The 11,461-nt window shown below is 36.3% G+C and carries 12 protein-coding genes; 1 reads left to right on the top strand and 11 read right to left on the bottom strand.

Going from position 1 to position 11,461, the window contains the following annotated elements; all coding sequences use genetic code 11:
* Positions 1–3 precede the first annotated feature (3 nt).
* The 3 genes from Ami3637_RS00535 to Ami3637_RS00545 form a co-directional block, all read right to left on the bottom strand.
* A complete protein-coding gene (locus tag Ami3637_RS00535) occupies positions 4–1,710 on the bottom strand; it encodes a Na/Pi cotransporter family protein (RefSeq protein ID WP_162360850.1) in 1,707 nt (568 codons plus the stop codon).
* Positions 1,711–1,807: 97 nt separating this feature from the next.
* Positions 1,808–2,881, bottom strand: coding sequence for a P-loop NTPase family protein (locus tag Ami3637_RS00540; RefSeq protein WP_162360851.1), 1,074 nt, complete (start codon positions 2,879–2,881; stop codon positions 1,808–1,810).
* 54 nt (positions 2,882–2,935) lie between these two features.
* Entirely contained in the window at positions 2,936–3,670 is a 735-nt protein-coding gene (locus tag Ami3637_RS00545; RefSeq protein ID WP_162360852.1) for a ClpP family protease, read from the bottom strand.
* Between the two features lie 143 nt (positions 3,671–3,813).
* Here Ami3637_RS00545 and Ami3637_RS00550 point away from each other — a divergent pair, with 143 nt between their 5' ends.
* Positions 3,814–4,050: a YlmC/YmxH family sporulation protein gene (locus tag Ami3637_RS00550; RefSeq protein ID WP_162360853.1), complete on the top strand. Its 237-nt coding sequence runs from the start codon at positions 3,814–3,816 to the stop codon at positions 4,048–4,050.
* A gap of 61 nt (positions 4,051–4,111) precedes the next feature.
* Here the strand turns inward: Ami3637_RS00550 and ppdK are convergent, their stop codons facing one another.
* The 8 genes from ppdK to ybeY form a co-directional block, all read right to left on the bottom strand.
* Positions 4,112–6,748 (bottom strand): pyruvate, phosphate dikinase, encoded by a 2,637-nt coding sequence (ppdK, locus tag Ami3637_RS00555; RefSeq protein WP_162360854.1) that lies wholly within the window; start codon positions 6,746–6,748, stop codon positions 4,112–4,114.
* A gap of 26 nt (positions 6,749–6,774) precedes the next feature.
* Entirely contained in the window at positions 6,775–7,506 is a 732-nt protein-coding gene (locus Ami3637_RS19210) for a glycine--tRNA ligase (protein ID WP_330586738.1), read from the bottom strand.
* On the bottom strand, positions 7,425–8,177 hold the full coding sequence (glyS, locus tag Ami3637_RS19215; protein WP_330586739.1) for a glycine--tRNA ligase: 753 nt from the start codon (positions 8,175–8,177) through the stop codon (positions 7,425–7,427). The genes Ami3637_RS19210 and glyS overlap by 82 nt, the downstream gene beginning before the upstream one ends.
* Positions 8,178–8,267: 90 nt before the next feature.
* Positions 8,268–8,924: a DUF4342 domain-containing protein gene (locus tag Ami3637_RS00565; protein ID WP_162360855.1), complete on the bottom strand. Its 657-nt coding sequence runs from the start codon at positions 8,922–8,924 to the stop codon at positions 8,268–8,270.
* Between the two features lie 17 nt (positions 8,925–8,941).
* Positions 8,942–9,694, bottom strand: coding sequence for a DNA repair protein RecO (gene recO, locus Ami3637_RS00570; RefSeq protein WP_162360856.1), 753 nt, complete (start codon positions 9,692–9,694; stop codon positions 8,942–8,944).
* A gap of 2 nt (positions 9,695–9,696) precedes the next feature.
* On the bottom strand, positions 9,697–10,605 hold the full coding sequence (era, locus tag Ami3637_RS00575; protein ID WP_243158194.1) for a GTPase Era: 909 nt from the start codon (positions 10,603–10,605) through the stop codon (positions 9,697–9,699).
* Positions 10,606–10,618: 13 nt separating this feature from the next.
* Complete coding sequence (gene cdd / locus Ami3637_RS00580) at positions 10,619–10,996, bottom strand: cytidine deaminase (protein WP_162360858.1); 378 nt, start codon at positions 10,994–10,996, stop codon at positions 10,619–10,621.
* A 9-nt stretch (positions 10,997–11,005) separates the two neighbouring features.
* Complete coding sequence (gene ybeY, locus Ami3637_RS00585) at positions 11,006–11,458, bottom strand: rRNA maturation RNase YbeY (protein WP_162360859.1); 453 nt, start codon at positions 11,456–11,458, stop codon at positions 11,006–11,008.
* Positions 11,459–11,461 lie beyond the last annotated feature (3 nt).

Here is an 11,461-nt window from a genome sequence, read left to right on the forward strand (position 1 = left end):
ATGCTATATAGCATCCTTAAATTCTTTATTTGTGATATTATTTTCCTTAAACTGAATATCAGAAAGCACTGCTTCTGCAATTTTTTTACAGGAATCGCCGATTCTTTCTATATTATGAACTATATCTGTATACATAACGGTAAATTCAGGGGAACAGCTTTTATCGTAAAGTCTTTTAATATGCTGTCTCTTTAATCGTTCTTCTGTTCTGTTCATTTCTTCTTCCTGAACAAGAAGGTCTTTAGCACGGTTCAAATCTCCTTCTTCAAGAGCTTTAATAGTGGTTCTTGTCATTCGTAATGCCTGATCAAAACATTCATAAATCTCTGCACAGGCAATGTCAGAGAACTCATAACCATTTTTTATTTTCTCATCAGCAAATTCTGCAATATTTATGCAATTGTCACCTATATGTTCAATATCAGATGCAATATGAATCAGTCCTGAAACAATATTCCCCTGATGTTCTGTCAATGTGTCTGTAGCAAAAATGGAGGCTAAATATTTAACCGTTTCTTCTTGAAGATTATTGACAATGTCTTCCGTTTTAAACACTTCCTTAATAGCCTCTGAATCATTAGCCAGAAATGCTTTCTTAACATCCTTGATCATCTGCAAAGCAAAATCTGCAATTCTTAAAAGTTCTTTCGTTGCAAGGTGTATGGCAAAAACTGGTTGTTCAATTATATTATAATCCAGGAAATGTGGTTGTGAAGGAAGTTTATCTGTATCTTTACTTGGGATAATCTTCATGACAATTTTAACCAGTAGCCAGATAAAAGGTAAGAAAATCAGTGTATTTATAATGTTAAAAAACATATGAGCATTTGCAATTTGTCTGGATATAACTTCATATTCCAATCCTGCAGGGGAAATATACTGAACCATTCTGCAATAGAAAGAGATAAAAAACATAAAGATAAAAGTACCGGTAACATTAAAGATTATATGGGCTGCAGCCGTACGTTTTGCATTCGCCGGTGCTCCAACAGATGCGACCACTGCTGTAATAGTTGTACCAATATTTGTTCCAAATATAATTGGCAGTGCTGCCTGAAGTCCCACAACACTGGAAACTCCGTCAGGCCCCACCTGGCTGGCAAGATTTTGCAATACCGCAATAGAAGCAGTGCTGCTTTGAACAAGAGCCGTTATTAATGCACCGGTTATAACCCCAATAACAGGTATTTCTTTAACTGACATAAAAAACTGGATTACTTCAGGTAATTCTGCTATTGTTTTCATCACATTGCCCATGATATTAATACTTAAAAACAGCAGACCAAAAGCGAAAATAGTCTGACCAGCATTGGTCCAGTTCTCTTTTTTCATAAAAACATGCAGGATAAAACCAATAAGAATAAATATCCATAAATAATTGCCAACTTTAAAGGCAATAAGCTGTGCCGTTACAGTGGTACCTATATTGGCACCCAGTACAATACTAATAGCCTGAGGTAAATTCATAAGTCCTGCACTAACAAATCCTATGACCATTACAGTTGTCGCACTGCTGCTTTGCAGCACCACTGCGGTTAAAGCCCCTACTATAACTCCAATCAATGGATTTTTGGTTAAAAGTGACAGAACCTTTCTCATTTTTTCTCCAGCAGTCTTCTGTAATCCATCACTCATCAGGTTCATTCCATAAATAAATATTGCTAAACTACCAAGTAATGTAATCCCAACCTGAAACCAGTTAACTTCCATTTTATTCACCTCTCAATTGCACATAAATATACCATTATAGTCCCTATCTATAATAGTATAAACATAAGAGCCAGATAAAAAGAGAATAAATGTTAAACTATTGTAAATTTAATGTTAACTTTTCCGACAACCGTTTTATACCATCTCCAAATTCTTTTTCTATATTAATTGTAATAAGCTGTAAATGTTCATCATTTTCTCTGGTATAAAAACTGTCTATATCATAATCAATATAAATTTTCTCCGGAGATTCCTGAAATTCTGCTTCAGTTTCTCTGGGATAGAAATTAATAACCTCTACGGTTTTATCAAAAATCTGTCTTCCCAGAGAATGTACCAAATAATTATTATAATGAATTTGTTTTATATCTATTTCACTACTGCTAATATTACATATTTTATCACAGGCAGAAATTAGCCAGAGCGTTTCTTCATTTAATGAACTGTCACCATCAATCAGGATAAAATCAAAACTTCCAGCCTGTTGCACCATTTCCATAAACTTATCCATTTCCTGTACATTTAGAAGTTTCAATGGATTTCTTCCTTTGGAACCAGAAAAAGTACATATACCATATGAGTCTGTAATAATGAAACTATCAATAATTCTGCAAAGATTATTATTTGTTTCCATATAATATAAATAAAAATCTAAGGATTTTTCTTCATCAGGTCTAAAATATTTGTCTGTGGATTGGAATTCTTCATAATTTATATACAACACTCTTTTTCCATGAAACCGGACTAATTCTTGTGCCAGTCCTAATGCAACAGAAGTTTTGCCCGTGCCCCCTGTTGCACTACAAAAGAAAACAGTTTGTCCAGAACCTTTTATGGGTTTTATGAATTTACTGCCTGTTTTTTTACAATATAAAAGCATTAATTCCTGTGATAATCTTTCTGCCGTGTCATACCGGTATAGATGCTGGTTCTGATTAGAATTATTAAATGGCTCCTGAACTTCAACCAGAATAATAAATCCAGTCTCTTCTGTTTTTATCATATAATCCACTAAAATAAGTTTATATTCATCTTTTTGAGGATAATGGTAAAAATCTTCATTGGATATAATAGTAAAAAACATTTTACTGTTTTCCACAGCTACACAAGTTGACAATGCTCTGGCATAATCCAGATCATCCGTTATAAACAAAATTGTAATTAATTCCATATTTTACTCCTTTAACCATATTAAATACAGTATAAAGCCTTATGGAAATAATTGTCAATTATTTTTTATTTTTTCTTCTTCATCAATCATCTGATATAATTTATTTAAAGCCTGACTCAGACCACCAATTTCTTCAATTAGTCCGACTTTTACTGCATCATGACTAAATAAAACAGTACCTACATCATTTGACATATTATCAGTACAGTTCATTAATTCTACAATATGATCTCTGTTTGCATGGGAAGTCCTTATAATGAAATCAATGATTCTGTCCTGCATCTTTCTAAAATAATCGAAGGTAGGCTCTGCTCCGATTATCATTCCACTCATCCTGATGGGATGCAGTGTCATAGTGGCACTTTCTGCAATAAATGAATATTTAGCTGCTGTAGCCAGAGGAATACCTATGCTGTGTCCTCCGCCTAATACTAATGAAACTGTAGGCTTTGATAAAGTTGCAATCAGTTCTGCTATGGCTAATCCTGCCTCCACATCTCCTCCCACAGTATTAAGAATTGTTAAGAGCCCTTTTATCTGGTCATTCTCTTCTATGGCTGTCAGCTGAGGTATAATGTGCTCGTACTTTGTGGTCTTATCTGTAGGAGCAGCAAAGGTATGACCTTCTATACTGCCAATGATAGGAAGACATAATATGTCACTCTTAAAATTCTCTACAGTGTTTGTAACACCCAGTTCCTTTATATTTTCTTTTGCTTCTGACAAGTCGGATTCTTTTTTTGGCGTATTATCCCTTGTTTCTTCTTCCTTATTCTGAAAATTGTTCATAAAACACTCCTTAAATAAATAATATTAATAAATAAACACATACGTTATTTATTTGTAAATTTAAAACATCCTGGACTATTGCCTGATATGGCTATAAACCATACTTTTAGTTTTATTTATTATTTACTGAATGGAGGTTCATTATGCGACTAAGTGAAATAGGAGACAAAGAAATCGTAGATTTGCGAAATGGCAGCAGACATGGTCAGCTCTGGGATGCTGAAATGCTGTTTGAAAAAGATACTGGTAAAATTAAATCGATTCTTGTTCCTAATTTTCAATCAAAGATAGGATTCCTTGCAGGACATGACTTTATGCAGCTTCCCTGGAGTTCCATTATAAAAATAGGAGATGATATTATTATTTTTGAAAGTCAGTAAACTTTCACGTCAAAATCAACAATGACCAATCAGAGGATTATCTGATTGGTCATTATAATTTCTATAAATGATTATTATCCATTTCTTTTACTACTGCCTGTGCAGCAGCGAGCCTTGCAACTGGAACACGGTAAGGGGAACAGGAAATATAGTTCAACCCGGTGCTGTGACAAAACTCAACAGTTTCAGGATTACCTGCCTGTTCTCCACAAATGCCCATCTTCATATTAGGTCTTACGGTTCTACCTAATTCAGCTGCCATATTTATCAGCTTCCCTACACCATTTTTATCAATGGTTTCAAAAGGATTATTCTCAAAAATCATTTTTTGTCTGTATTCCTGAATAATTTTTAAAGAGTCTGACCGTGAAAATCCGAAAGTCATCTGGGTTAAATCATTGGTTCCAAAAGAGAAGAATTCAGCTTCCTGTGCTATTTCGTCTGCCGTTAATGCTGCTCTTGGTACTTCTATCATAGTACCCACTGAATAATTTAGCGTTATATTTTCTTTTTTGAAACATCGGTCAATGGTATCCACCACAATCTTCTTTATAAACGTAAATTCCTTTTCCAATGCTATCATTGGAATCATAATCTCCGGTGATATCTCAAGATTTTTTTCTCGTTTCAACTCAATTGCCGCCAGAATAATTGCTTCTGTCTGCATTGCAGCTATATCCGGATAAGTAACCGCCAGTCTGCACCCTCTGTACCCCATCATTGGATTCAATTCATGAAGTTCTTCAATTCTCTTATTTAATTTTTCATAAGGTACATTCATTTGGTCTGATAAACGTTGTATTTCTTCTGTAGTATTTGGCAGAAATTCATGAAATGACAAATCCAGAAGTCTGATAGTAACAGGTCTGTCCTGCATCACCTCGTAAATAGCCTTAAATTCTTTCTTTTGAAAAGGCAGCAGCTGCAGCAATGCCTCTCTTATTTTATCTTCATTGTCTGTTAACAGCATTCTGCGGATGATGTAAATTCTGTTTTCCTTTAAAAACATTTGCTCTGTTCTGCAAAGCCCAATTCCTTCTGCGCCAAAATGTACTGCCGAACGTGCTTCCTGATAATTATCCGCATTAGCTCTTATTTTCAAAGTTCTGATCTCATCGGCCCATTTCATAATAATGCCGAAGTTGCCAGACAGTTCAGGGGTGACTGTTTTTACTTCCCCCTTATAAACCATTCCAGTATTTCCATCAAGAGAGATGCAATCCTCTTCCGTTAAAACAATGTTTCCAATGGTAATGGTTTTCTTAAGTTCATCTACCTTCATTTCAGAGCAGCCCACTATGCAGCATCTGCCCATGCTCCTTGCCACCACTGCAGCGTGAGAAGTCATTCCGCCTCTAGCTGTGAGTATACCTTCTGCTGCAACCATTCCAGCCAGGTCCTCTGGGGAAGTTTCCACTCTTGTTAATATTACTTTTTCTCCATTTGATGATGCTAATTGTGCTGCCTGTGCGCTGAAACAGATTCTCCCTGTAACAGCCCCGGGGGAAGCCGGAAGACCAGAAGTCAGCCTTTGAGTGTTTTTTAAATCCTCTCCCTCAAATCTGGGGTGAAGAAGCTGACTAATCTGTCTTGGTTCAAGCTTGGTAACAGCAGTTTTCTTATCTATTAATCCTTCCTGCTCCATATCTACAGCAATTTTCACTGCTGCTTCTGCAGTTCTCTTGGCATTACGCGACTGAAGCAGGAACAGCTTATTTTTCTCCACAGTAAATTCAATATTCTGCATATCTGAAAAATGTTCTTCCAGAAGTTTGGATATTCTCAAAAATTCTTTATAAACATCCGGAAACAATTCTGCCATTTCAGAAATAGGCTGAGGGGTTCTGATTCCAGAGACCACATCTTCTCCCTGGGCATTAATCAGAAACTCGCCAAAAATCCCAGGTTCTCCATTGATAGGATTTCTGGTAAAAGCAACCCCTGTACCGGAATTGTCTCCCATATTTCCAAATACCATAGATTGAACATTTACAGCTGTGCCCAGACTTGAAGAAATATTATTTAGCTGTCTGTAAAGTACAGCACGTTCATTATTCCATGATCGGAAAACCGCCATTACTGCCTGCATTAATTGTTTTTTAGGATCCTGAGTAAATTCCCGTCCAGTTTCGTTTTTTATAAGTTCTTTATATAGTTTTATAACCTCTCTTAAATCCTCTGTTTTCAAATCTAAATTAAACTGACAGTTTCGTTCCTGTCTTTTTCCGTTTATTATTTCTTCAAATTTAGACTTAGGAATTTCAAGCACGATATTTCCAAACATCTGTATAAATCTTCTATAGCTGTCGTAGGCAAATCTTTCATTTTTAGAAAGCTCAGCCAGTCCAACTACAGTTTCATCGTTTAATCCCAGATTTAAAATAGTATCCATCATCCCAGGCATTGAAAACACAGAACCAGAGCGAACAGAAACTAAAAGAGGGTTGGAAACGTCACCGAAAATTTTGTCAGTAACATTTTCCAGTTCAGAAAGTTTTTCAAAAATCTGCTCAATAATATCTTCGGCAATCTCACATTCTTCATTGTAATATCTATTACATGCTTCCGTGGTAACAGTAAAGCCAAAGGGCACCGGCAGCCCAATCTGAATCATCTCAGCCAGATTTGCCCCTTTACCGCCTAAAAGATTCCTCATATCTTTTGAACCTTCATTAAATGAATATACAAACTTTCCCATTTTACTCCTTCCTCTTTGTCAAAAGCTTAAAATGCCAGCCTTTCTTCAATGTACTGCTTCACTTGCGCTACAGGAATTCTTACCTGTTCCATCGTGTCTCTGTCTCTGATTGTAACGCATCCATCATTCTCTGTATCAAAGTCTACACATATACTAAATGGGGTACCAATTTCATCTTCTCTTCTATATCTCTTTCCTATGGAACCTGCTTCATCATAGTCAACCATAAAATGTTTTGAAAGTTCTTCATAAATTGGCTGTGCTACCGGAGCAAGCTTTTTAGCCAGCGGAAGTATTGCTGCCTTAAATGGAGCAAGTGCCGGGTGGAATCTCAAAACCACTCTGATATCTTCTTTTCCATTTGCATCTGTAAGTACTTCTTCGTCATAAGCCTCACACAGGAATGCTAATGTAACTCTGTCTGCCCCCAGAGAAGGTTCAATGCAGTACGGAATATATTTTTCATTGGTCTCAGGGTCTGTATAGTTCATTTCCTGACCGGAATGCTCACTGTGCTGCTTTAAGTCGAAATCTGTTCTGTCTGCAATACCCCACAGTTCACCCCAGCCAAATGGGAACAGATATTCAATATCAGTAGTTGCGTTACTGTAGTGAGATAATTCTTCCTTTTCATGATCTCTTAATCTGAAGTTTTCCCTGTTCATATTAAGAGATTTTAAAAATGCTTCACAATAATCTTTCCAGTAGTTAAACCACTCCAGATCTGTACCAGGCTTGCAGAAAAATTCAAGCTCCATCTGCTCGAATTCCCTTGTTCTGAAAGTGAAATTACCAGGGTAATCTCGTTTCTAAAGGATTTACCAACCTGTGCAATACCAAATGGAATCTTTTTTCGGGAAGTTCTCTGGACATTTTTAAAGTTTACAAAAATGCCCTGTGCTGTTTCAGGTCTCAGGTATATTTCTGATTTTGAATCTTCGGTAACTCCCTGAAAGGTCTTAAACATCAGATTAAACTGTCTGATACTTGTAAAATCACTTTTTCCACATTCAGGACATGCAATTCCTTTTTCCTGAATATAAGATTCCAGTTTCTCATTTGACCATCCATCAACCTGTATGTCTGTAATATTATTTTCTTTTAAGTAATCTTCAATAAGCTTGTCTGCCCTGAATCTTGCTTTGCAGCTCTTACAATCAATAAGAGGATCCGCAAAACCGCCCACATGTCCGGAAGCCACCCATGTCTTTGGATTCATTAAAATTGCCGCATCCAGACCTACATTATATTTCGATTCCTGTACAAATTTTCTCCACCAGGCTTTCTTAACGTTGTTTTTTAATTCCACGCCTATAGGTCCATAATCCCATGTATTTGCCAGTCCGCCATATATTTCAGAGCCAGAATACACAAAACCTCTGTTTTTAGCCAAAGCTGTAATTTTCTCCATTGTAATTTCCTTACTCATATCTACCTACCATTCCTAGTTTTTATATTATCATCAAAAAACGAGCAAAGCTCGTCTTTTGAATTTTAACTATTAAGTTCAAAACAGAATTTATTTTTCTTCTTCCTCTGGTGTAGATCCACAGCAGCATCCTTCATGTTCTGCTTGATCGTCACCACAGCAGCAATCATCACCACATTCGCATTCGCATTCATCATCATAGCTGCAGCCTTCTTCACTTTCCTTTTTCACTTTGTTTAATGCATCTGAAGTTTTATTTTTAACATTGTTATATACATCAACGCCCTTTACTTTAACTTCATCTGCAATTACAGAACCCTTTTCAACGATATCTTCGAAAGTGTCGTTAGCCATTTCACTGATATCAATAATTGCGCCATCATCTTTAACCAGCTCAATCACGCACTTTGTACCAAAAGCAGCTATCAAGCCGGCTATCATAGCCCATGGAGCAAGAAAAGTTCCAAGTATACCTATATTTACAGGGAGGTTCAGCATCACTTCATCGTCTTTTTTCACAATAATCTTGGAGACATTTCCCTTTCTTATAGTCTCCTTGATTTTTTCAATAACCTGTGAACTGCCTTCTCCTATCTTTGATTTCCCCTTTTCATCTATGGATTCTTCAATAGCAATAATTGCATCAACAACACTACCGCCAGCGGCTTCTAAAGCTTCTTTTGCTTCCTTGTAGCTGACACCCGTCCTGTCCTTAACTAACTCTATCTTCTCTAACGTAATCTCCATAATCTTACCTCCTTAAATTATTCAATTAGAAAGCTTTCGCTTTTTAGGTTTCTTATATCTAAATGATAAGCTATATAACTGCGTATAAGCAATTTAAGTTTTTCCTGTGTTTTATCATGTAAAGCTAAATTTTCCAAGTTCTTAAGTGGATTTGTCAAAATGTAGTTTATTACCTCAATAATACCAAAATTTACGTCATAAATCAATGATTCATTGACATTACTTTGTAGTTTATTTAAGCAATCATTACAAACAGTGCCTCCTTCATTTATCACAAACCAGTTCAGATTTTTACTGGTTCCGCAGCATACGCACTTCCGGGTTTCCGGAGCACAACCCACATGCATAAGAGCTTTTATCTGATACGCCAGGGCCAGTGTGGCATATTTCTTATTTCTTTTTTCTAAAGCAGCCAGATAATCAATAAGCAGGTCAAATAATTGAGGTGCTCTTTCATTTTCCGAAATAATCTTATCCGTAAACTCCAGAATATAAGATGCATACATGTATTTATCCACATCTTCACCAATTTTATAAAAACTCTTTAAGACCTCTGCACTGTTTATATTGTAACTGTCCCTGTTTTTATAAATCTCAAATCTGCTGTAAGTAAAAGGCCGTAAGGCTAGAGTGGACTTACTTTTACCTTTTTCATTAATATTGGTTGCTGCACTTATCTTTCCATATTTTAAAGAAAACAATACCAATATTTTTCTGCCCCCTGGCATTTTGACATTTTTTAAAACGACACCTTCTGTATCAGTATACATATCTATTCCCTGTTATCGTAACCAAAATTAGACAAGGCAAAGTCACTGTCTCTCCAGTTCTCCTTAACCTTTACCCATAACTCCAGAAAGACTTTTGTACCCAAAAGAGCTTCTATTTCCATTCTGGAACTTTTACCTATGCCTTTTAGTTTCTTTCCTTCTTTTCCTATGATAATGCCTTTGTGTGATTTCTTCTCGCAGTAAATGACTGCGCCTATTCTGGCCATATTGTGTTCTTCTTTATAACTTTCAATTTCTATAGCTATACCATGAGGCACTTCTTTTTCTAAATATAACAGTGCTTTTTCTCGGATAATTTCGCTGACAATAAATCTTTCAGGATGATCAGTTACCATATCCGCTGGGAAGTACATTGGACCATCTTCCAACAGGCTCTCGATTTCCTTAAGAATCACATCAACATTTTTTCCTTCGATAGCTGCAGTTCCATAAATGGCATGGAAAATACCCATTGCACTATATTCTTCATATATTCTGAGATACTTATCAGGCTCCAGCTTATCAATTTTATTTATCACCAATATTTTAGGAGTATCAACATCCTTTAATAAATCTAAAATATATTTATCTCCCGTTCCCGCTGACAATTCATCATCTACGATAAAAATAATCACTTCTACTTCTTTAAATGTATTGATAGCCATACCAGTCATATAGCTTCCCAGTTTGTTCTTTGGTTTATGAATACCCGGTGTGTCGATAAAAATCATCTGCACATCGTCTTCGTCTTTGTTCTCTGCCATATGGGTATAAATCCCCCGGATACTGTTTCTTGTAGTCTGGGGCTTATCTGTTGTTATAGAAATTTTTTCTCCTAGTATTGCATTTAACAATGTTGATTTACCAACATTTGGTCTGCCAATTATTCCTATGAATCCTGATTTCAATATATTTCTCCTTTTATTACAATTTAAATCCATGAGGCAGAAGCTCTTTTAAAGTCATCTGCTCCAGGTGTTCTTCATCCTCACCAGTTATAACAATCAGCTCAGGTGCAAATTCATACATGAACTGTCTGCATATTCCACAGGGCCAGGCTTCACCACCATTACCACTTATGGCAATGGCTTCAAATGTTTTTTCGCCTTCAGAAATAGCTTTTGTAAAAGCCGTTCTCTCTGCACAGATAGTAGCACCAAAAGAGGAATTTTCCACATTAACGCCAGTGTACACCTTTCCATCTCCCGTTAATAAAGCTGCACCTACGTGAAAATCAGAAAAGGGTGCGTATGAATTTTCTGCAGCCTCGCGGGATTTCAAAAACAATTCCTTATAATTCATTTGGGTTTCCTACCTTTCTATACCTATTTTGCTCATAATCAGCTCTTCTTTTCCTCTCATTTCGGTCTTATCATCCTCTTCCATATGATCATAACCAAGCAAATGGAACATACTGTGAACAAAAAGGTAAAGCAGTTCTCTCTCCGGAGAATGCCCAAAGTCATCGGCCTGCAGCAATGCCTGTTCCGGGCATATGACCACATCTCCAATACAGACTTCTCCCTCTTCCGGTAAATCATTTAAATCATCGAACTGAGGAAAAGAGAGAACATCTGTAACTCTGTCCACACCCCTGTACTGTTTGTTTAATGCATGTATCTCTTCCTCATCAACAAATGTAACACTGACAACAATCGTTTCAGGATTCATGCCTTCCTCTAAAACACATAATTTTCCTGCCTCAATCATTTTGTCAACAACAGCTTGTCCAGGCATTCTTTCTTCACTAAAAATAATGTTCATATC

The sequence above is a fragment of the Aminipila terrae genome (genome assembly GCF_010120715.1).
GTDB lineage: Bacteria > Bacillota > Clostridia > Peptostreptococcales > Anaerovoracaceae > Aminipila > Aminipila terrae.

Bases quoted from the DNA above. Each gene is read 5' to 3' on its own strand.
- Ami3637_RS19210 (WP_330586738.1), bottom strand. From the start codon at position 7,506: ATGGAGCTTGAATTTTTCTGCAAGCCTGGTACAGATCTGGAGTGGTTT.
- ppdK (WP_162360854.1), bottom strand. From the start codon at position 6,748: ATGGGAAAGTTTGTATATTCATTTAATGAAGGTTCAAAAGATATGAGG.
- ybeY (WP_162360859.1), bottom strand. From the start codon at position 11,458: ATGAACATTATTTTTAGTGAAGAAAGAATGCCTGGACAAGCTGTTGTT.
- Ami3637_RS00545 (WP_162360852.1), bottom strand. From the start codon at position 3,670: ATGAACAATTTTCAGAATAAGGAAGAAGAAACAAGGGATAATACGCCA.
- glyS (WP_330586739.1), bottom strand. From the start codon at position 8,177: ATGAGTAAGGAAATTACAATGGAGAAAATTACAGCTTTGGCTAAAAAC.
- Ami3637_RS00540 (WP_162360851.1), bottom strand. From the start codon at position 2,881: ATGGAATTAATTACAATTTTGTTTATAACGGATGATCTGGATTATGCC.
- Ami3637_RS00550 (WP_162360853.1), top strand. From the start codon at position 3,814: ATGCGACTAAGTGAAATAGGAGACAAAGAAATCGTAGATTTGCGAAAT.
- cdd (WP_162360858.1), bottom strand. From the start codon at position 10,996: ATGAATTATAAGGAATTGTTTTTGAAATCCCGCGAGGCTGCAGAAAAT.
- Ami3637_RS00565 (WP_162360855.1), bottom strand. From the start codon at position 8,924: ATGGAGATTACGTTAGAGAAGATAGAGTTAGTTAAGGACAGGACGGGT.
- recO (WP_162360856.1), bottom strand. From the start codon at position 9,694: ATGTATACTGATACAGAAGGTGTCGTTTTAAAAAATGTCAAAATGCCA.
- Ami3637_RS00535 (WP_162360850.1), bottom strand. From the start codon at position 1,710: ATGGAAGTTAACTGGTTTCAGGTTGGGATTACATTACTTGGTAGTTTA.